The organism is Kribbella sp. CWNU-51, assembly GCF_054073265.1.
Map to the genome: position 1 here is coordinate 213,890 of NZ_JBSXMZ010000007.1, position 20,592 is coordinate 234,481.

General features: G+C 68.6%; 21 protein-coding genes. 8 read left to right on the forward strand and 13 right to left on the reverse strand.

What is annotated here, in order from left to right; all coding sequences use genetic code 11:
* Positions 1-35 precede the first annotated feature (35 nt).
* A complete protein-coding gene (locus ACXC9Q_RS09395; RefSeq protein WP_457056095.1) occupies positions 36-467 on the forward strand; it encodes a TIGR03618 family F420-dependent PPOX class oxidoreductase in 432 nt (143 codons plus the stop codon).
* A 10-nt stretch (positions 468-477) separates the two neighbouring features.
* Here ACXC9Q_RS09395 and ACXC9Q_RS09400 read toward each other — a convergent pair whose 3' ends face one another.
* The 3 genes from ACXC9Q_RS09400 to ACXC9Q_RS09410 form a co-directional block, all read right to left on the reverse strand.
* Positions 478-1,047, reverse strand: coding sequence for a hypothetical protein (locus ACXC9Q_RS09400; RefSeq protein WP_457056096.1), 570 nt, complete (start codon positions 1,045-1,047; stop codon positions 478-480).
* 81 nt (positions 1,048-1,128) lie between these two features.
* A complete protein-coding gene (gene proC / locus ACXC9Q_RS09405; protein ID WP_328525863.1) occupies positions 1,129-1,932 on the reverse strand; it encodes a pyrroline-5-carboxylate reductase in 804 nt (267 codons plus the stop codon).
* Between the two features lie 9 nt (positions 1,933-1,941).
* On the reverse strand, positions 1,942-2,871 hold the full coding sequence (locus ACXC9Q_RS09410; protein WP_457056097.1) for a proline dehydrogenase family protein: 930 nt from the start codon (positions 2,869-2,871) through the stop codon (positions 1,942-1,944).
* Positions 2,872-3,026: 155 nt separating this feature from the next.
* On the opposite strand from ACXC9Q_RS09410, the gene ACXC9Q_RS09415 reads away from it, so the two are divergent.
* The 4 genes from ACXC9Q_RS09415 to ACXC9Q_RS09430 all read left to right on the forward strand — a co-directional run bounded on the left by ACXC9Q_RS09415 (position 3,027) and on the right by ACXC9Q_RS09430 (position 6,395).
* Positions 3,027-4,061 (forward strand): DUF695 domain-containing protein, encoded by a 1,035-nt coding sequence (locus ACXC9Q_RS09415; protein WP_457056098.1) that lies wholly within the window; start codon positions 3,027-3,029, stop codon positions 4,059-4,061.
* Positions 4,062-4,158: 97 nt separating this feature from the next.
* On the forward strand, positions 4,159-4,731 hold the full coding sequence (locus tag ACXC9Q_RS09420) for a dihydrofolate reductase family protein (protein ID WP_457056099.1): 573 nt from the start codon (positions 4,159-4,161) through the stop codon (positions 4,729-4,731).
* 87 nt (positions 4,732-4,818) lie between these two features.
* Positions 4,819-5,322 carry a SigE family RNA polymerase sigma factor gene (locus ACXC9Q_RS09425; RefSeq protein WP_457056100.1) on the forward strand — a complete coding sequence of 168 codons (504 nt, stop codon included), beginning with the start codon at positions 4,819-4,821 and terminating at the stop codon, positions 5,320-5,322.
* 11 nt (positions 5,323-5,333) lie between these two features.
* Positions 5,334-6,395, forward strand: coding sequence for a hypothetical protein (locus ACXC9Q_RS09430; RefSeq protein ID WP_457056101.1), 1,062 nt, complete (start codon positions 5,334-5,336; stop codon positions 6,393-6,395).
* A gap of 693 nt (positions 6,396-7,088) precedes the next feature.
* On the opposite strand, the gene ACXC9Q_RS09435 is transcribed toward ACXC9Q_RS09430, so the two are convergent.
* The 7 genes from ACXC9Q_RS09435 to ACXC9Q_RS09465 form a co-directional block, all read right to left on the reverse strand.
* Positions 7,089-8,873 (reverse strand): hypothetical protein, encoded by a 1,785-nt coding sequence (locus ACXC9Q_RS09435; protein WP_457056102.1) that lies wholly within the window; start codon positions 8,871-8,873, stop codon positions 7,089-7,091.
* A 410-nt stretch (positions 8,874-9,283) separates the two neighbouring features.
* Complete coding sequence (locus ACXC9Q_RS09440) at positions 9,284-10,021, reverse strand: ABC transporter permease (protein ID WP_457056103.1); 738 nt, start codon at positions 10,019-10,021, stop codon at positions 9,284-9,286.
* A complete protein-coding gene (locus ACXC9Q_RS09445; protein ID WP_457056104.1) occupies positions 10,018-10,740 on the reverse strand; it encodes an ABC transporter ATP-binding protein in 723 nt (240 codons plus the stop codon). Before ACXC9Q_RS09445 ends, ACXC9Q_RS09440 begins: the two co-directional genes overlap by 4 nt.
* Before the next feature lie 39 nt (positions 10,741-10,779).
* The gene (locus tag ACXC9Q_RS09450; protein WP_457056105.1) at positions 10,780-11,370 is read right to left on the reverse strand and encodes an HDIG domain-containing metalloprotein; all 591 of its coding nucleotides are present in this window, start codon (positions 11,368-11,370) and stop codon (positions 10,780-10,782) included.
* Entirely contained in the window at positions 11,370-11,969 is a 600-nt protein-coding gene (locus ACXC9Q_RS09455) for a TetR/AcrR family transcriptional regulator (RefSeq protein WP_457056106.1), read from the reverse strand. Before ACXC9Q_RS09455 ends, ACXC9Q_RS09450 begins: the two co-directional genes overlap by 1 nt.
* Positions 11,966-12,817, reverse strand: a complete 852-nt coding sequence (locus ACXC9Q_RS09460) for a sugar phosphate isomerase/epimerase family protein (protein WP_457056107.1) — start codon at positions 12,815-12,817, stop codon at positions 11,966-11,968. The genes ACXC9Q_RS09455 and ACXC9Q_RS09460 overlap by 4 nt, the downstream gene beginning before the upstream one ends.
* Positions 12,818-12,824: 7 nt before the next feature.
* Positions 12,825-13,757, reverse strand: coding sequence for a Ppx/GppA phosphatase family protein (locus ACXC9Q_RS09465; protein WP_457056108.1), 933 nt, complete (start codon positions 13,755-13,757; stop codon positions 12,825-12,827).
* Between the two features lie 87 nt (positions 13,758-13,844).
* On the opposite strand from ACXC9Q_RS09465, the gene ACXC9Q_RS09470 reads away from it, so the two are divergent.
* Complete coding sequence (locus tag ACXC9Q_RS09470; RefSeq protein WP_457056109.1) at positions 13,845-14,585, forward strand: hypothetical protein; 741 nt, start codon at positions 13,845-13,847, stop codon at positions 14,583-14,585.
* Here ACXC9Q_RS09470 and ACXC9Q_RS09475 read toward each other — a convergent pair.
* Complete coding sequence (locus ACXC9Q_RS09475) at positions 14,578-15,531, reverse strand: NAD-dependent epimerase/dehydratase family protein (protein WP_457056110.1); 954 nt, start codon at positions 15,529-15,531, stop codon at positions 14,578-14,580. The genes ACXC9Q_RS09470 and ACXC9Q_RS09475 overlap by 8 nt on opposite strands.
* A gap of 65 nt (positions 15,532-15,596) precedes the next feature.
* Between ACXC9Q_RS09475 and ACXC9Q_RS09480 the strand changes: the two genes are divergently transcribed.
* Positions 15,597-16,229, forward strand: a complete 633-nt coding sequence (locus ACXC9Q_RS09480; protein ID WP_328525846.1) for a VOC family protein — start codon at positions 15,597-15,599, stop codon at positions 16,227-16,229.
* Between the two features lie 2 nt (positions 16,230-16,231).
* Here ACXC9Q_RS09480 and ACXC9Q_RS09485 read toward each other — a convergent pair whose 3' ends face one another.
* Positions 16,232-17,623 carry a WS/DGAT/MGAT family O-acyltransferase gene (locus ACXC9Q_RS09485; protein ID WP_457056111.1) on the reverse strand — a complete coding sequence of 464 codons (1,392 nt, stop codon included), beginning with the start codon at positions 17,621-17,623 and terminating at the stop codon, positions 16,232-16,234.
* A 150-nt stretch (positions 17,624-17,773) separates the two neighbouring features.
* Entirely contained in the window at positions 17,774-19,198 is a 1,425-nt protein-coding gene (locus ACXC9Q_RS09490) for a beta-N-acetylhexosaminidase (RefSeq protein ID WP_457056112.1), read from the reverse strand.
* Between the two features lie 159 nt (positions 19,199-19,357).
* Between ACXC9Q_RS09490 and ACXC9Q_RS09495 the strand changes: the two genes are divergently transcribed.
* Entirely contained in the window at positions 19,358-20,590 is a 1,233-nt protein-coding gene (locus ACXC9Q_RS09495) for an MFS transporter (protein WP_457056113.1), read from the forward strand.
* Positions 20,591-20,592 lie beyond the last annotated feature (2 nt).

The following is a 20,592-nucleotide window of genomic DNA, read 5'->3' on the forward strand; positions in this document are numbered from 1 at the left end:
CAGAGGTTCCCACGGCGGTGCCTACCGTCTCCGGTATGAACGCTCTTCCCGAAAGTACGCACCGGCTCTTCACCGAACCCAAGGACGTCACCGTCATCACCGTCGACCCCGACGGCTCACCGCAGGCATCGCTGGTCTGGGCCGAGCGCGACGGCGACCAGATCCTCCTCGGTCTCCAGCGCCCGCACCGCAAGACCCGCAACCTGTTCCGCGATCCCCGCGTGACGCTGCTGATCCAGGACGACCAGGTCAGCTCTCGCGGCATCACGCAGTACCTGGTGATCCGCGGCACGGCGAAGCTCGAAGGCCCCGGGATTCCGGCGGACTACAAGGCGCTGATGGACCACCTGTCCCAGCGCTACCTCGGCGTCCCCGAATTCCCTTTCGGCGAAGGCATCTGGGACACGGGCGTGATCGCCCGGATCACCGTGGACCGGGTCGCCGGCGAAGGGCCGTGGACCGCCTAGTTGTACCTGGTCAGACGACGATGTGCCAGCGGAGCAGGAAGGCGCCGACCGACAAGATCAGGTAGGCGAGGACGAGCAGGGCTCCGATCCCGGGACGCGGCCGGTGGCGCCGTACCGGGCTGTCGGCCGCCTGGCTGCGGATGGACTCCATCACCGCGCCGACCTCGGCCGTGCGGTCCTTCGGGATGCCGTTGATCTCGTTCTCGTCCTGGCCGCGGGTCAGTACGACGTTGTCGTCGCCGATCTCGATCTTGTCGACGTCCTGCCAGGCGAGGCTGCGGATGAGCATGCTGGTGCGGGCCTTGAGGGCGGTGTCGGTCAGCACCACGCGGTAGAGCACCACGCCGCCGGCGACGCGGACGACCGAGGCGCCGATGATCGTGAGCAGGCCGACCGCGAGCATGTCGCGGGCACCCATCCAGAGCCACGAGTTCAGCGCCGGCACGACGATGAAGGGGGCGACGAACAGCGCCCACGCCCACCAGGGCGCCGGGTCCAATGGCACCCGCCACGGCAGCCGTGGCACCTCCTCCTGCTGCTGCGCAGGCGCGGCGGCCGGATCGACCGAACGATTACCCATGGGCGGGACCATAGTCGACTCATCCCTCGAACAAGGCAGGAAACTGCGGCGCCAACAATAACGCCACCCGTCGGAGAGGTGTTATTCGGCAGCCAGTGCGCGGGACCGGTTGCGGGCCGCTTCGATCGCGGACAGGAACGCGGCCCGGACCTTGTGGTCCTCCAGTTCGCGGATGGCGGCGGCCGTCGTACCGCCCGGTGACGTCACCCGCTCGCGCAGCACTGTCGGGTGCTCACCGGTCTCCCGCAGCAGCTTCGCCGAGCCGACCACGGTCTGGACGACGAGGTCTGTCGAGGTGCTCCGCGGCAGGCCCATGTGGACGCCGGCCTCGATCATCGCCTCGACCACGAAGAACAGGTACGCCGGGCCCGACCCGGAGATCGCGGTCACCGCGTCCTGCTGCTTCTCCGGCACCCGGATGACCCGGCCGGTCGCGGCCAGCAGGCCCTCCGCCAACTCGAGGTGGCTCTCGTCGCAGTGCGCACCACGGGAGATCGCGGCCATCCCCTCGTCGACCAGGGCCGGCGTGTTCGGCATGACGCGTACGACGGCCACACCCTCGGGCAGCCGCGATTCGATGAACCCGGTGGTGATGCCCGCGGCCAGCGAGACCACGGTCTGGGAAGCACGGACCGCCGGGGCGATCTCGGCGAGCAGGTCGGGCATGTCCTGCGGCTTCACCACCAGAACCAGGGTGTCCGCCTTGACCGCCGCATCCACGTTGGACACGACGTCGACGCCGTACCGCTCGCGCAGTTCGGTGGCCCGCTCCTCCCGGCGCTCGGTGATCAGGAGCTCCTCCGGTCGCCGCCCGGCCCGAATCAGCCCGGACAGCAACGTCTCCCCCATCACACCGGCCCCGAGAATGGCCACCTGACTAGTCATGCCGACAGGTTACTTCTTGCTGATGAGGGACCTCGCGAAGAACTGGATGTTCGCGGGGCGCTCGGCCAGGCGGCGGACCAGGTAGCCGTACCAGTCCTCGCCGTACGGGATGTAGACGCGCACGGTGTGACCCAGGCCGGCCAGCCGGAGCTGCTCCTCGGGACGGATGCCGTAGAGCATCTGGTACTCGTAGCTGCCCGGCCGGCGGTTGGCGCGGTCGGCGAGCGAGCCGGCGATCGCGATCAGCCGCGGGTCGTGCGAGGCGATCATCGGGTAGCCGGTGCCGTTCATCAGGACCTTCATCGCGCGGACGTACGCCTTGTCCACCTGGCGCTTGTCCTGGAACGCGACCGACTCCGGCTCCTTGTACGCGCCCTTGCAGAGCCGGACGCGGGATCCGGCGTACGCCAGGTCGCGGCAGTCGCTCTCGGTCCGGCGCAGGTAGGCCTGCAGCACCGCGCCGGTCTCCGGGAAGTCCTGGCGCAGCTCGCGCAGGATGCCCAGCGTGGAGTCGGTGGTGGTGTGATCCTCCATGTCGAGGGTGACCGTCGTACCGGCGTTGCGGGCCGCGAGGCAGATGGTCCGCGCGTTCTCGAGCGCGATCTTCTCGCCGTCACCGGGCAGCGCCTGGCCGACCGCGGACAGCTTGACCGAGACCTCGGCGTTGTTGGTCAGGCCGGCGGCGGCGAGCTGCTTCAAGACCTCGAGGTAGGCGTCCGCGGTGGCGGTCGCGGCGGCCAGGTCGGTGACGTCCTCACCGAGGTGGTCGAGGGTGACGTTGAGGCCGTTGCTGACCAGCTTCTCGGTGGCCAGCACGGCCTCCGGAGCGGTCTCGCCGGCGACGAACCGTGCGACGATGCCACTGGACACCGGGAGCGACGACACGGCCTTCTTGATCTGGGGGCTGCGGGACATGCCCAGCAGGACTCGCCGAAGCACTACGTGTTCCTCCTCATCGACCCACCCGGCCCCATATGCCAGTGGTGTCAGCAGGCTACGCGCCTGAACGAGACGCTCGCTAATCGTGTGGCGGGGACCACACCAGCCGGTCCACTGGTCCGATACTCGCACCCTTGGTCGGCAAGGATGCGGGCATGTCCATCTTCAAGCGTCGCAAGCGGACCGTCGTGGAGGCCGACGCGATCGGCGCGTTCTGGTCGTGGTGGACCGAGGCTGGCGCGGCACAGGTAGCAGACGCGATCGCCCGGAAGGAGCCGGCCGAGACGAGCGCCGTGCTGACTGACCTGGTCGGACGGATCCACCAGGACCTCGAGTGGGAACTCGGTCCGGGACTGCACGCCAAGCACGCCCTCATCGTCACCGCGGCCGGCAACCCGACCCACCGCGCCGTCGCCCGCCGCTGGTTGCGCGCCGCGCCGCCGTCGGACGAGACCTGGGAGTACGCCGACCTGCGCCGGCCCGGTCCCGCGTTCACGATCCGCTTCGACGGGCTGCCGCCGATCCCGGTCGACGAGGCGGTCGTCTCGATCGAACCCGATGCGGCTTCGATCCATGTCGGCGTACATCACCCTGTCTTTCCTGATGTGCCGATCGACGTGCAGCGGCGGGTGACCTTCCTGCTCCTCGACCTGGTGCTCGGCGAGGAGATGGTGGAGACCTGGGTCGGCGCGATCGAGACCCTCACCTCGGCGCCGGCTGACGCGGTGGCGATCGATTCGCTGCTGCCGGCCGTGGCTGCGTTCGCGGCCGAGCACACCCTGGAGGACGGCAGCCCGGCGTGGAAGATGCTCGAGGGTACGCGCGACGGACAGCGGCTGATCGCAACCGCGGAGTACCCGCTGCGCTCCATCCGCCGCCCACACCTCGACACCCACGTCGCGGTCTCGATCGGCTACCCCGTGGTGCGCGACGACGGGCTGCCCGAGTCCGACATGCTCGACGAACTCCGCGCCTTCGAAGACCACCTCACCGATCGCCTCGGCGGCTCCGGCAACCTCCTCGCCCACGAAACCTCCGCCGGTGTCCGCATCCTGCACTACTACACCGACGGCACCACCCCCGCCGGCGCCCAACTCCAGGCCGCCACCACCGGCTGGCCCCACGGCAAAGTCACCATCACCACCAACCCCGACCCCGCCTGGCACAACGTCTCCCACCTCGCCGGGTAGCTCCTGTGATTGGGGTCACCTTTGGCAGAATGTCTAGTTCGGTGGGGGTCGGGCGACGCAAGGGTGACAAGACGGTAGGGCTGACAAGGAGTTTGTGATGCGTACTTTGATCGCGACCGCGTTCGTTTCGCTCGATGGTGTTGTCGAGGCGCCTGGTGGAGAGGCGGGCTACCGGAGTTCGGGGTGGACGTTCAAGGACATCGAGTTCGACCCGGCCGCGTACGAGCTGAAGGGCCGCGAGCAGGACGAGGCGGGGGCCATGATGATGGGCCGTGCGAGCTACGAGGCCTTCGCTCCGGTCTGGCCGGACATGCCCGAGTTCCCTGGCTACCGGGTGATGCCGAAGTACGTCGTGTCGACCACCCTGCAGGACGAGGACCTGGTGACGAACTGGGGCGACATCACGATCCTGCGATCCCTCGACGACGTCGCCGCGCTCAAGCAGACCGAGGGCGGGCCGATCATCATCCACGGCAGCGCCACCCTGGACCGCAACCTGTCCGACGCCGGCCTGATCGACCGGTACCACCTGCTGGTCTTCCCGGTCCTGCTCGGAGCCGGCAAGCGCCTCTTCAGCCAGACCGACAAGGACAAGCAGCGCCTCACCCTCACCGAGAGCGAGTCCTACTCCAACGGCATCCAGAAGATGGTGTACGACGTCGTCCGCTGACCTCCCGCCGGTCGCGGCAGATCGGGATGCAACCTGATCGCCCGGGGTTTCCGTCTTGAGGGGGAATTCGGAGAGAGTGGAGGCGGCATGGCCGTGCGGGACCAAGACTTCGTGGAATTCGTCGAAACGACGAGTCCATCGCTGCGGCGGACGGCCTACCTGATCAGCGGTGACCGGCACAAGGCGGACGACATCGTCCAGGACGCGCTCTACAAGCTGTACCTGGCCTGGCCGAAGGTACAGCGGGTGGGTAACCCGTTCGCGTACGCACGGCGGATGGTCGTCAACGTGGCACACGACGGTGGCCGCCGGCCGTGGCGCCGGGAAGTGGCGACGGACGCCGTACCGGATCGAGCGGCGGCCGACTTCGCCACCGGGCACGCCGAGCGCGACGAGGTACTCGACGTGCTTCGCGGTCTGCCGCCGCGTCAGCGCGCTTGTGTGGTGCTGCGGTACTACGAGGATCTGTCCGTCGAGCAGACCGCGGAGATCCTCGGCTGCTCGACCGGCACCGTGAAGAGCCAGGCGGCCCGCGGTCTCGACACTCTCCGGCAAGCCATCGACCGGCGACGGACGAGCCGAGCACTGTGAAGGAGAACCCCATGGAGGACGTACGTGAGGTCGGTGCCGAACTGCACCGCCTCGCCGATGCAGAGCAGTTCGACCCGCTGGACACCGCCCGACTGCTGGACCGCGGTCGCCGAGGGCGCCGCCGCCGCAGGATGCTCACCGTCGGCGGCACCGTGGCCGGCTTGGCAGCGATCGCCGCCACCGCCGCGCTGCTGCCCAACCAGCTCCGCGCGGACGACGCCCCGGTGGCGGGCGATCAGCAGCAGCAGGAGGCGTACTTCGCGCCGGTGCAGGGCGTACCGCGCGGCGACGATGTCGTCGGCGCGCCAGTCACCAACGCGGAGGCGCTGCGCCGTTGCCGGCTGCGACTTCCGGACATGAAGGGTCCGTTGGCGGACACCGTCGGCGGATACCGGATCGGAGACCAGGCGAGTATCGGTAAGGGTGCAAAAATCAAGGTCGGCGACAAGATGCTGCTGTGCACGGTCCCCGGTGCGGACAAGCCGACGGCCGCACTGATGGCGAAGCTCCGGAAGGATCCGGTTCCGACCGACCCTGCCATCCAGTTGCTGAACTGTTCCGCACAGACCTGGGTGGATGTCACCAAGTGGCGCATCGTCGCTTCGGCGCGGTCGAAGACCTGGCCGAGCGTGCTGCTGACCGCGGTGTCACCCAACGGGCGAACGGCGATCGCCTGCGAGATCGAGAAGAACTCGCTGGACGGCGGCATGGTGATGCGCGGGACCACCTTCCTGAACCTCGACTCGTTGCGGCAGGTGCACGACCCGATCCTCACCCCGGCGAAGGGGTCGCAACGCGCGGATCTCTACACCGGTAGGGATCTGAGCGGCCAGCAGTGCTCCGGAAAGCTCTGCTGGGAGGCCCGCGCCTGGGGACGGGTAGCGAGCACGGCAACGCGCATCCACCTGCAGATGGGCCCGTCGGCGGCTACCGACATTCCGGTCACCGACGGCTGGTTCGCCTACATCTGGCTGAGCCCACCGACGACGGCCAAGGCGACCGATTTCAAGGCCACCGCCTACGACAAGGACGGACAGGTCGTCAAGATCCTGGAGCCCCGGTCACCGGCCTGAGACTCGGCGTACGGATCGGCGTCGGTGAAATCCGATCCGCTGCTCGGGAGTGACAAGGGAGCTGGCGCGCACTCACTGGTGCGCGCCGGCTCTTCACGCCGTTCGGCGTTGCCGCACCGAGGCCGAGAGCTGCGAGGGATGAACTCCAGGACGACAAGAGCAGCTCCCCCGTCCCACTGGTGAATCCGTTGCCCTGGGCAACTCCGATGACCGCGTCCACCGCATCTGCGGGATCATCACGGCCGGCATCATCTGCACGACCTGGAATTCGGTTGCCGCGAAGGCGCTCGCGAACAGGCCCAACGCCGTACCCAGCACACCATCGAGGACAGCACCGCTGAGTGTGCGAGAACCACAGTGCGTTCACCCTGTCCCGATGGCTCTCCCAGGCCGAAGGGTCGTAGTCAGGGTGACTTCGTACGTCCGCCATCCAGGCGACGCGATCGAGCTTTCCGGTAATGCGCGCCCGATACATCCGCAGCTGCTCCTCGTCGTCGGAGACCATCACATCGCCCGGATGGCTTCCGACCCCGCCGGAGTGATGCTTGCCCGGTGTATCGAGGTCGAGTTCTTCGATCGTCCGGACCGCCGCGTCACCCATGCAAGAGCTCTTCGTCGAGCTCCCACGGAAGCACCTCGCGCTCACGCCCGAACGCCGAGCAGAGGTAGCCGTACGTAAGCCCAGTCAGTCGCTCAGCCTTCGAGCTTCCAGAGCAACGACCGCTGGACCGATCTCACCTGTTCCAGGGGTAGCCGGTGGGTGCCGGTGGGGTCGACGCGGAATCGGAAGCCATGGGGTGTCGTCCACTCCAGAGTCTTGTGGTCGATGCGCCGTACCTTCCAGCCCTGGGCGTGGGTTTTGACCCGGTGACCGTACCGGCCTAGCGGCGCGAGGTTGGTGGTGCTGGTCTGACCCGGTGGACCGAGCGGGTCGAAGGGCTGGATGTGGTCCAGGTCCATGCCGTGGTGGGTTTCTTGGGTGCCGTAGGGGAAGAGTTCGACGGGGTGGGTGAGTTTGATGCGTTCGCGGATCCGGTCGGGGATTTCGTAGGCGTCGACGCTGATGGCGTCGTTGACGTCGATGACGGGCTTGACGGTGTAGGGACCGTAGCCGATGAGCTCGGCCAGTTGATCGGCGAGCAAGGGTCCGAGGTGTTCGGCGCGCAGTACGCCGGTGCCGGTGGCGAGGGTGTGGTCGGTGAGGTGGACGTAGATCTGCGTCTGGCCCGGGCGTAGACGTTCTCCGCGGCGGCTGCTGTGACCAGTGAGGTCGGTGTCGGTTGGGGTGTAGGCGTCGCGTTTTATTTGGGCGAGGCGGGCGTGCAGGGCGCGTTGGGCGGCGGCGTCCATGGCCTGGCCGTCGTCGGGGTCGAGGTGTAGGCCGGGATCGGATGGGTCGAACGGCTGGATCGGCATGGTGTTTGGGGTGTCGAGGGGGTCGGGCAGGTCGGTGGTGCTGGGGTGGGGTGCGTCGCGGTCGGCTTCGTCGTCCGGGCCGGGCTCGTCCCGGTCGGTCGCTCGGTCATCGAGCAGGTCCACATCCCGGCTGCGGCAGCGGCGGCCCAAAGCTGGGGCGGCGGCGATGTCCGGAGCGGCGGTCGGTCCGATGGTGTCCGTAGCCGTGGCGGTCGGCGCAGTATCCGGAGCCGTGGTGGTCGGCGCGGTATCCGGGGTGTCGGTGGTGGCTGGGTTGTGGAGGCGGTGGTGGCGGGCTTGGGTGAGGAGTTCTTGGGTGTAGCGGGGGTCGGCGATGATGCCGACCGCGTCGGCGCGGCGGTGCTGGACGGGGCGGGTGTCGCCGAAGGTCTTCAGGGCCTCGGCGATCGCGTCGAGGGTGGCCTTGTTCCGGATGACTGCACCGGCGGCGGCCTTGATGTACATGGTTTTGGTGCCGTGTGGGTCCGAGCGGCCGACGAACACGCCGCGTTCGCGGGCCTGCTCGGCGGCCTCGGCCCGCGCCAGGGCGGGGTCGGCGTGGAGTTTGGCGGCGGTGACGATCTTGTTCAACCGGTACGGGGTGATCGAGTCGATCAGGGGTGCGATCCGCTGGTCGACGTAGGCGGCGGCGTCCTGGGTCAGTTTCGCGCAGTCGGCGACGATCCGGCACGCCTTCCACGCGGTCGCCTCGCCGGCCTGGACTCTGGCCCAGGTGAAGGGGAACCGGTGCCGCAACGCCACGGCTCGGCCGAGGTAGTTCGCCGCGACCCGGGGTGAGATCCCCAGCATCACCGCGAACTCGGCGATCGCGAACTCCAGGATCTCCGGGCAGCCGTCGCCACCCAGCACCACCGCGCGTTCGCGGCCGTCGCAGGACCGGCGGCCCGGGCGGCCGGGGTGGGCGGAGGGGTGGTAGCGGTCGGCGTAGATCTGGGCGTGCAGGAGGCGCCGCGCGTCGACTCGCCGGGCCTCGACGTCGTGTTCGGCGGCCGAGGCCAGCAGGTCGGCCGTCGTCAGCGTCGCCAGATCTCCTTCGAACATGTGTTCGATCTTACGCAATCTCGATGCACCCTCGCAAATCGACTAAGGCCTCGAAAGCCCTTATCCACAAGGGGAAACGTCACACTCCGATCAACAGCTGCTGCCGATAGCAACCTCGCCCTCTGAGCTTTCGTTGGATCGGGCGATGGGGTGTCGGCGAGGGCGCTGATCTTGCGAATGGTTGATCAGATGTGGTGGCGGTGGCGGCCGGCACGATGGATGGCCGCGACTTACACGGAGTCGAGGGACCGCTTGGCGGAACGGGGCCGTTGACCGATCACGGCCAAGCGGACCACGGTGCGATGGATTGAGCCGCATTGGGCCAAGCAAGGGGGCCGTGGCGTGGTGGCGAAGGTCTGGCGCGCGCCGCGCGCAAAGGGGTGGGCGGGAGCGGGCAGGCCGCGGTGGGTCTACGTCGTGCGGCGTTTGAGGGTGGCGGCGCCTAGGACCAGCGCGGCGAGGATGAAGGCCAGGACTATGAGGGCGTCGGTGCCGGCGCCCGAGGTGAAGCCGTTGCCTTTGGCAACGCTGATGACGGCGTCGACGGCGTAGGACAAGGGCAGTACGTCGCTGATGGCGTGCAGGGCGGTGGGGAGGTGGTCGCGGGGGATGAGGAGGCCGCAGAGGAGGATCTGGGGGATCATCACGGCGGGCATCATCTGGACGGCCTGGAATTCGGTGGCGGCGAAGGCGCTGGCGAAGAGGCCGAGCGCCGTACCCAGGACGCCGTCGAGGACCGCTACCACCCCGAGCTGCCAGGCGGGACCTTCGATGTCGAGGCCGAGGGCGTACAGCGCGACCGACACCACCACGGCGGCCTGGACCACCGCGATCAGGGCGAAGGCGAGTGCGTAGCCGAGGAGGAAGTCCAGCTTCGCCATCGGCATCGTGAACAGCCGGGACAGCGTGCCGGTCGAGCGTTCGCGCAGGGTCGCGACCGAGGTGACGACGAACATGATGATCGCCGGGAACACCGCGAGCAGCGGCCCGCCGAAGCGGTCGAAGGCGTTTGGTGAGTCGATGAACATCCACCACATCAGGCTGACCAGTAGCGTCGGCAGCACGATCAGCATCGCGACCGTGCGATGGTCGCGGCGTAACTGGGCCAGGACCCGAGCGGCTACGGCGAAGGTGATCCGCGGCGTCATCGCGCACCTGCTTTCCGGTCGATCAGAGTCAGGAACGCCTGCTCGATGTCGTCGGTGCCGACCGAGTCGAGCAGGGCTTGCGGGGTTTCGTCGGCGAGCAGGTCGCCGTCGCGCATCAGCAGGAGGCGATCGCAGCGCGAGGCCTCGTCCATCACGTGACTCGAGACCAGCAGCGTCGCGCCGGCGTCCGCCAAGGAGTGGAAGAGGCTCCACAGGTCGCGCCTCAACACCGGATCCAGACCGACGGTCGGTTCGTCGAGGACGAGCAGTTGGGGATCCCCGAGCAGAGCCGCGGCCAGCGAGGCCCTCGACCGCTGCCCGCCGGACAGCCGATCGACGCGATCATCCGCGTGCGAGCGCAGGTCGACGGCATCGATCACCCGTTCCACATCTTCTGAAGGAACCCCGAGCACTGCGGCGAAGAAGCGAAGGTTCTCCGTGACGGTCAGATCGCCGTACACGCTGGGCTCCTGGGTGACGTACCCGATCCGCCCGCGCAGCTTCGGCGCACCGGCGGGCAATCCGAGAACGGAGACGTCGCCAGTCACGCGGGCCTGGAGACCGACGATCGCCCGGATCAGCGTCGTCTTGCCGCACCCGGATGGACCGAGCAGCCCGGTCACCGTCCCGGCCCGCAGGTCGAACCCAATCCCGTGCAGGACCTCCCGGTCGCCGCGCACCACCACGACGTCACGGCAACTCACCGCGTTTTTCATCATGTGATGAATTTAGCTCGCGCAGCAGCCTCTGGCAAGCCTTCAGATGACGGAGTAACCGGTGGATTCGCTGAGCGGGCCCAGAACGGGTTCGCCGTACTTCGCCCGCAGTGAAGCGAACGCCGTGACCTTGTCCTCGCCCCAGCGCCCGACAGACGCCGCATAGGTGTCCCCGGTCAGAAACACCGGCGGAGTGCGCTTGCTGTGGAACTTGTCGGCGTACATCACCAGCTCCTCCTCCGCGGAGGCCGGGACGTAGTCGGCGACCGGGATCGGCAGCGATTGGCGCAGTACGTCGTCCCGCGTGATGCCGACGCCCGTGTGGCGGGACGCGAAGCGGCAGATCGGTTCGGGGAAGCCGAGGCCGTCCAGCAGTTCATGACCGAGTACGCCGTGCCGCACGTAGTCGACCGTGTTGAGTTCGCCGGTCGGGCCGTACAGGCGATAGACGCCGATGTCGTGCAGAAGGGCGCCGGCCCGGATCAGGTCGGTGTCGACGTCGAGACCGTCGAACAGCTGCTCGGCGACCTGGCAGACCACCACGGAGTGGGGATACACCGACTCGAAGGCGTCGCGAGTAGGCGCGTGATCGCGATGCAGGGCGTGGATCTCGCGGTCGGTGGGGATCCGCATCAGCCGGTCAGGTGGAGCTGGAGAACGGGCGCCAGCCGGTCGATCAGGGTCGCGAGGTCGACCGAGGCGACCGGTTCGAGCCCGACCAGGTAGCGGGCCATCGCGGCGCCGATCAGCTGGGTCGCGACCAGGCTCACGCGCAGGTGCGCATCGGGTACGTCGAGCGTGCGCGAGATCGGCTCGATAATCATCTGGGTGATGCCCTCGCGCATCAGCCGGGCCACCTCGTCACTGGTCACCACGCTGCGGAAGATCGCCGTCATCCGCTGCCGTCCCTCGGGCGACTCCCAGATCCCGAGGAACACGGTCGCGATCCGCCGGCCGATCTCCTCCCGCGGTCCGTCGAGGATGTCCGCGGCGATCTGGCGCGGGTCGACCGGGATGGCCATCGCCTCGATGAACAGCTCGTCCTTGCTGTCGAAGTAGTGATGCACCAGCGCCGCGTCGACCCCGGCCTCGCGGGCAACCGCACGGATCGAGGTGGAGCTGAATCCCTTGTCCGCAAAGGCTTTCCGGGCCGCTCCCAGGATCTCGCCGCGAGTATCCGGTCCACCCGGACGACGGCCGGCCCGCCCACTCCCCGCCGTACGCTCGTTCACGGGATCAGTTCCGAGATCTCGCCTTCGGGGGTGACGGCGAACGACGTACGGCGTGATCCGCGGGCGAAATGCTTCCGGGTGAACTCGAGCGACTCGACCAGGTCGACCTCACGCTCGGACCGGCTGGTCGCACGGCGGGTGTTGATCTCGATGATGATGTGACCGCGGAAGTCCTGATAGGCCAGCTCGGCGAGCAGATCCGCCGCGCGCTGCGTGCCGCGGCCGGGCACCAGGTGCTCGTCCTTCGCGGAGCCGGTCCCGTCGGTGAGGTGGATGTGCTTGAGGGTCTTGCCCATCGTCGCGGCGAGCTCGACGCAATCCTGCTCGGCGGTCGACGAGTGCGACAGGTCCAGCGTGGTGTGGGCGTAGCTCTGCTCGGTCGGGTCCCAGCTCGGGGCGTACGCCTGCAGGCCCCTGCCGGGCGCGCGCCATGGGTACATGTTCTCGACCGCGAAGATGACCCCGGTCTCCGCCTCGAGCCGGGCGATCCCCTCGACGAACCCGCGCGCGTAGTCGCGCTGCCAGCGAAACGGCGGGTGGACGACGACCACGTCGGCGCCGAGGTCCTTCGCGGCCTCGGCGCTGCGCTCGAGCTTGCCCCACGGATCGGTCCCCCAGACCCGCTGCGTGATCAGCAGGCAGGGCGCGTGGATCGCGAGGACCGGGAGCTGGTGGTAGTCGACCAGCCGCTGGATCGCGTCGATCTGGGTGCTCAGGGGATCGATGCCGACCATCACCTCGACGCCGTCGTACCCGAGCCGGCTGGCGAGCTCGAATCCGCTGGCGGTCGACTCGGGGTACACGGACGCAGTGGACAGGCCGATCCGCGCGGTCTTGCTGGTAGTCATCGGGAGCCTATCGGGGTTGCAGCTGGTCGAGCCGGGACAAGATGACGCCTTCGCGCAGCGCCCAGGGGCAGACCTCGAGCGCGGGCAGGTCGAACAGGTCCATCACCGCATCCGCGACCATCGCACCGGCGAGCAGCTGTGACGACCGGCCGGCCGAGACCCCGGGCAGATCGGCCCGCTCGGCGGCCGACATCTTGGTCAGCTTCGGCATCCAGTCGCTCAGGTCGTCCCGGTTCAGGGTGCGGGGCACGTACGGTCCGTCGTCCGACGGCGCCGCGCCACAGATCCGGGCCAGCGAGCGGAACGTCTTGCTGGTGGCGACCGAACGCTGCGGCTTGCCGGCCCGCAGTACCGGACCGGCTACGGCGGCCATCTCGATCCGGATCCGCTTCCGCAGCGCTCGGACCTCGTCCTTGTCCGGCGGGTCGGCGGTCAGGCCCTCCCGGTTCAACCGGCCTGCGCCGAGCGGGACCGAGACGGCGATCGTCGCCTCCTCGTCGGACCCGGCCGCGATCTCGAGCGAACCGCCACCGATGTCGAACACCGCCAGGCGACCGGAGGACCAGCCGAACCAGCGCCGTACCGCCAGGAAGGTCAGGCGGGCCTCGTCCTCACCGCTCAGCACCTGCAGGTCGACCTCGGTCTCGGTGCGGACCCGGTCCAGCACCTTCTCGCCGTTCGGCGCCTCCCGCAGCGCCGAGGTGGCGAACGAGAGCACCGACTCACAACCCTTGTCCTCGGCCAGCACGACCGATTCCTTGATGAACGCGACCAGCCCGTCGGATCCCGACTGCGCGATCTTGCCGTCCTTGTCGAGGTGCTCGGCCAGCCGCAGTTCCGTCTTGTGCGAGTACGCCGGAAGCGGCGCGGCACCGCGGTGTGCGTCCACCACGAGCAGGTGGACGGTGTTGGATCCCACGTCGAGTACGCCGAGCCGCATACCCTCACGCTACTGGACTATCGGAGTACCAGCGTGTTCCGGAGTCGTCGTTCACAGTTGTGCGGGTTTGGCGCGTACGCTTTCCAGGTGCCTGAGGTTTCTCTCGATTTTCCCCGCGCGTGGGTCGAGTTCACCGATCCCGACGATCCCGACCAGGTCTTCCGTTGCGACCTGACCTGGCTGGCGTCCAACTGGACCTGCATCTTCGGCGGTGGTTGCAAGGGCATCTACAAGGGCAGACCGAACGACGGCTGCTGCACCCTCGGCGCACACTTCTCCGACTCCGACGACGAGAAGCGGGTCAAGGCCTACGCCAAGGAGCTGACCAAGGACGAATGGCAGTTCCGCAAGGAGGGCCGGAAGAACGGCTGGGTCGAGACCGACGACGAGGGCGACCGCAAGACCCGGGTCTGGGAGGGCGCCTGCATCTTCCTGAACCGTCCGGGCTTCCCCGGCGGCGCCGGTTGCGCGCTGCACGGGCTAGCGCTCAAGCGCGGTGTGCACTTCGTCGAGACCAAGCCGGACGTCTGCTGGCAGCTGCCGATCCGCCGCACCTTCCGCGAAGTCGAGCGCCCGGACGGTACGACGTACACCGAGGTCGGCATCGGTGAGTACGACCGGCGCGGTTGGGGGCCGGGCGGTCACGACCTGGACTGGTACTGCACCGGCAACACCGAGGCGCACGTCGGCGTCGAGGCCGTCTTCGAGTCCAGCAAGGTCGAGCTCCAGACCCTGATGGGCCACAAGGCGTACGACGTACTCGCGGAACTGTGCCGTCAGCACCTGGAAGCGGCCCGGCCGCTGCTGCCGCACCCGGCCTCTAAGTAGCGATCTTCCCGTTGTCGACGAGCCAGCCGATCGCTCCGAGGGTGGCTTCGAGCGCGGTGTAGCGCGGCCGGAAGCCGAGGAGCCGCGCCGCCTTCTCCATCGAGCAGTTCGGGCTGTGCTCGATGTGGTCCCAGGTGGCGGCCGCGTCCCGTTCAGGCACCTTCTCCCGCCACTCGCCGTACGGCAGGAGCCCGATCTGCGCCTCCTGACCGAACCAGTCGGCGACGGCGTACGCATACCCACGCAGTGTCACCGCGCCCTCGGCGACCGCGTGGAAGCTCTCGCCGATCGCGGTCGAGCGGCTCGCGATCGCGGCCAGGAAGACGCCCGCGACGTCGTCGGCGTGGACCGGGTTCAGCGTCTCCAGGCCGAGATTCGGCAGCAGCACGTCATGGCCGTGGGCAAGCTTCTCGAACACGCCGAGGTCGAAGTTGCCGGCCGGGTTGACCGGTGTCCAGCCGGGACCGCAGATGTGACCGGGGTGGATGATCGTGGCCGGCAGCCCGTCGCGGCGAGCCTTGCCGAGCAGGTAGGCCTCGATCGCCGCCTTCTGTACGCCGTAGTCGCCGAAAGGTTTGCGTGGCGCGTCCTCCCGGGTCGGCACCGTCATGCTCGGGCCGTGCACCCAGATCGTGCCGCAGTGCAGTAGGTGCTGGATCTTTCCTTCCACTGCCTCGACGAGCTGACGCGTGCTGTCCTCGGTGAAGCAGATCAGGTCGATCACCACGTCCGGCCGCAGGTCGGCGACCCGCTGCCCGAACGTCCCGGCCGCATCCTCGGCCTGCCGGTCGACCTGGACGAGCTCGACCTTCTGCCAAGCGCTGTCGGACTGGTACGGCGAGTGCTCGCCGCGACTGAGCACCGTGACCTCGTGCCCGAGGCGCACCAGCGCCGGGACCAGGTAGGTGCCGATATGACCGGTGCCTCCGATAACGACCGTACGCATGGCTAGACCCTAGTCCGACACCCCGGATGCGGCGATTGTCGGTGGGTGAGGACAGAATGACCTGCATGCGTCTGGATCATCTGTCGTACGCGTGCGGACCGGATGGGTGCCGCGCGACTGTCGAGCGGTTGTCCGCGCTGCTCGGAGCGGAGTTCGTCGACGGCGGTGTGCACCCGCGCTTCGGCACGGTGAACCACATCCTCCCGCTGGAGAACGATCGCTACATCGAGGTGGTCGACGTCCTCGATCACCCGGCCTCCGACAAGGCACCGTTCGGTCAGGCGGTCCGCGCCCGCAAGGAGCTCGGCGGTGGCTGGCTCGGCTGGGTGGTGGCGGTCCGCGACATGGAGCGGATGGAGAAGCGCCTCGGCCGGCCCGCGGTGCCCGGCAACCGGCACCGGCCCGACGGGGTGAACCTGACCTGGCGGCAGATCGGCGTGAAGGGCCTGATGGCCGACCCGCAGCTGCCGTTCTTCGTGCACTGGGACGACCTCAGCCAGCACCCGTCGACCGGCGGGAAGGGCGTCAAGCTGACCGCGCTCGAGATCGCCGGCGACCCGGCCCGCGTCACCGACTGGATCGGCCACCCCGCCGACCACCTGCTCGACGACCTCGACGTCGCCTGGGTCGGCCCGAACGGCCAGCCCGGCCTCAACGCCGCCCTCTTCGACACCCCGAACGGGATCGTCCGGCTGTAGTCCTAGTGCAGGCCCTCGAGGTCGGAGAGCGACGTCTCGAGGTGGGTCAGCAGCCGCTGCAGGTGTGGCACCGTACGGCGGCAGCCGACCAGCCCGAAGTGGAGCTGGTGGTCGTAGCTGGTGACGCTGATGTTGAGGGCCTGGCCGTTGAGCACGATGCTCGCCGGATACATCCCGAGCAGCCGCGACCCGTTCCAGTACAGCGGACTCTCGCTCGGGCCCGGCACGTTCGAGATCACCACGTTGTACGGCGGCCTCGTCCGGCCGGCGACTCCGGGGAGGACCGCGGCGGGGCCGGCGACACCGAAGCCGAGGGCTCCCAGCAGCAGCCGCTGCAACGGACTGAGCTCGGACAACACGCCCTTGGCATACGTGGTGGACGCCATGATCCGGCGGATCCGGCGCTCCGGATCCCGCTCGTCGGTGGCGAGGTCGGCGATCAGCGTGCTCAACGAGTTGCCGCCACCGGGAGCGTCAGCCGCACCGCGCAGCGACACCGGGACCATGGCCGTCAACGCCCGGTCCGGAAGGGCGTTCAGCTCGAGCAGATAGTTGCGCAGGGCCCCTGAACACATCGCCAGCATCACGTCGTTCAGCGTCGCGCCGGTGATCGCCCGCACCTTGTCCAACCGCTCGACCGGCCAGGACTGCGCCGCGAACCGCCGCGATCCGGTGATCGACTGGTTGAGGATCGTCCGCGGCGCCCGCAGCGGTACCGACGAACGCACCAAGCTCTTCACCCCGAGGGGTGTGAGGCCGGCGACGTCGGCCAGCACTCTGCCCGCACTCCCCGGGATGCGGCCGACCGTCGTCAGCAACCCATCAGCGCTCTGCGCCGGCTCGGCCGCTGACACCGGCAGGGCGAAGGTCGCCGGCATCCCGGTCCGCGCCGGGTCCGAGGTCAGGGTGTCCTGCATCCAGCGGAGCGCTGTCACGCCGTCGATCAGCGAGTGGTGGATCTTGCTGTACAGCGCGAACCGGCGGCCCTCCACACCCTCGATCAGGTGCATCTCCCACAGCGGGCGGTGCCGGTCGAGCAGCGTGCCGTGCAGCCGGCTGGTGAGCTCGAACAGCTCCCGGAACCGCCCCGGGCGCGGCAGGGCCGACAGCCGTACGTGGTAGTCGAGGTCGACGTCGTCGTCCTGCTCCCACGACCAGTAGCCGAGGTCGAACGGCCGGTGCCGCACCCGCCGGGCGAACAGCGGGTGGACCGCCGGCGCCGCGACCATGTCCCGGTACAGCCCGGACAGATAGTCCCGCGACCCTTCCGGAAACACATGATCCCGACCAGCGCCTTCCGGCAACTCGAACAGCATCAGCCCACCGACGTGCATCGGTTGCTCGCGCGTCTCCCCCAGCAAGAACATCGCGTCCAGCGGCCCCACCGCGGTCATGACCCCTCCGCTCCCGACCTGGTCCCGGCACCCCATCGTCGCCGCCGGACCCCAGCCCGTCTACCCCCCGACCTTGAGCACCCCTCAACCACTTTCCCGCGCTGAAAATGGTTGGCCGGTGCCCAAAGTCGATAAGGAGGGTGGGTGCGGTTAGTCGAGGGGGCGGTAGTTGACGCCGATCTTTTCGATGCGGGTCAGGTGGGGGCGCAGGCGGGTGAGGAATTCGTCGTACGACGTCCTGGGCGAACCCCAGGCGCGCTCGGCGAAGGCGGACAGCCGCGGCAGCAGCATGTAGCCGACCTGCTGCTCGTCCGGCATGTACTCGGTCCAGATCTGGCACTGGGTGCCGACGATCAGCCCCGCCTCCTCCTCGGTGAGCGACGGCGGGATCACCTCGAAGTCGTAGACCTTCTCCAGCGGGATGAAGTTGCCGATCGCCAGCGGCTCGGTGGCCGGGTCGCCCTGGTAGTAGTCGAAGTACACCGACTCGCACGGCGCCATCACGGTCTGGTGACCGGCCTTCACGGCGACCTCGCCGCGGTTGGCGCTGCGCCAGGCCATGATCACGGCATCCTTCGGGCAGTCGGTCTCGACCATCTCGTCCCAGCCGACCAGCCGGCGGCCCTCCTCGGCCAGCACCGACGCGACCTGCTCGGTGAACCAGCCCTGCAGCTGCCCCGGTTCAGTCAGCCCGAGCTCGGCCTGCCGCTTCTGGGCCACCTCCGAGTCACGCCACTGCACCGACGGGCACTCGTCACCGCCGAGGTGGATGTACGGGCTGGGGAAGATCTCCAGCACCTCGCGCAGCACGGTCCGGACGAACTCGACGGTCTCGTCGTTCACGTTCAGCACGTCTTCGCTGATACCCCAGTACTGACGGACGCTCAGCTGGGTGTCCGGGTTGTTGCCGAGCTCCGGGTACGCCGTGATCGCGGCCTGCATGTGACCCGGCAGGTCGATCTCCGGGACCACGGTGATCCCGCGCTCGGCGGCGTACGCGACGATCTCGCGCAGGTCGTCCTTGGTGTAGAAGCCGCCGTGCCGCTTGCCGTCGTACTCGAACTCCTTCTGGCCGCGGGACATCTTGCCGACCATGGTCTCGTCGCGCCAGGCACCGATCTCGGTGAGCCGCGGGTAGGCCTCGATCTCGACCCGCCAGCCCTGGTCGTCGGTGAGGTGGAAGTGCAGCGTGTTCAGCCGGTGCAGGGCGAGCACGTCGATGACCTTGAGCACGAAGTCCTTCGGCATGAAGTGCCGGGCGACGTCGAGCATCATTCCGCGCCAGGCGAACCTCGGCGCGTCCGCGATCCGCACCGCCGGCACCGCGACCTTGCCGTCCTCGGCCGGCTCGGCGGCATCCAGCAGCTGCGCGTACGTCGATTCCGCGTGCCGGAGCGCGTCCTCGGAGCCGGCCGACAGCCGGGCGCCGTCCGCGGTCACCTCGATGCGGTACTCGGTCTCACCGAGGTTCTCGACCACGTCCCGGATCGCCTCGGCGCCGGGATCCGCACTGATCCACTGGCCCTCCTCGACAGTGAGTTCACGCGGGGCAGGGACGATCGCGATGTCAGGCATCCGGACTCCAAAGCAGGGTCGAATTACGTCAGGACAATCCTATAAGCGCGGATCGGCGCACGTCCACGTTCGGAAATGCGTGTAACCCGGCTACTGAGAGCATCGCCGAACACACCAAATCGAGCTGCTTCCCCATCAGGTTGATGAGAAGGTGAGCCGGTGACAGTCGACCAGAGACCCGCCGAGCTGCAGCGGACGACCTTGCGGGTGCTGGTGGCGAGCAATGTGCTCGGTGGCGTCGCGGTGGCGAGCGGGTTCGCGGTTGCTGGATTGCTGGCCGAGAACATCTCCGGCTCGACCTCGATGGCCGGACTGGTCGCCACGTCGACCACACTGGGCGCCGCGATCCTCGCCGTACCCCTGGCTCGGCTCGCGCGGTCGCGTGGCCGACGGGTCTCGTTGACAGTCGGTTACCTGATGGCCACGACCGGTGCGGTGCTCAGCATCGTCGCCGCACAGGTGGACTCGCTCGCACTGCTCCTGGTCGCCGGCTGCCTGTTCGGCAGCGGTTCGGCGTCCAACCTGCAGTCCCGGTACGCCGCTACCGACGCAGCCGACCCGACACGCGTCGCCCGGTCGCTGTCGCTGGTCGTCTGGGCCACCACGATCGGTGTGGTCGTCGGACCCAACCTGACCGGTGTCGGCGGCTCGGTAGGCACGTCGATCGGAATCATGGCTCTTGCCGGTCCGTACGTCTTCTCCGTCGTCGCCTTCGGGCTCAGTCTGACCACGGTGTGGTTCGGACTGCGTCGGCTGCACCGATCCACACCCCAGGACAAACTGGAGCGGCAGCCGCTGGCGCCCACCTTCCGGCGGGTGATGGCGATCCCTCATGCCCGCCTCGGACTGCTCTCGATCGCGGTCGCTCACGCGGTCATGGTCGGGGTCATGTCGATGACGTCCGTCCACCTCAGGCACCACGGAGCCTCGCTGACCATCGTCGGCTTGGTCATCAGCGGTCACGTGGCCGGCATGTACGCCCTGTCTCCAGTCATGGGCTGGCTGGCGGACCGCCTCGGCCGGATCCCCACTATCGGCATCGGCCTGGCAATCCTCGCCATGGCCATGACGATCGCCGCACTGGCTTCCGACGGCGCACATGGCCTGACCGCTGCCGCCCTGGGTCTACTAGGGCTCGGTTGGTCGGCCTGCCTGGTCGCGGGATCCACCCTGCTCTCCCGCTCCGTGCCAGCAGACATCCGCACCTCGGCCCAAGGCCTGTCCGACCTGATGATGGGCGCACTCGCCTCCATCGCCGGTATCGCCGCCGGCCCGATCCTCGCCCACTTCGGCTTCCACTGGCTCGCCATCCTCTGCGGCCTGTTGCTCATCCCCATCGCCCTCCTCGCCGCCGCCACGACCAGGCCGCTGCCGGCGGCAACTAAGGTCTAGCG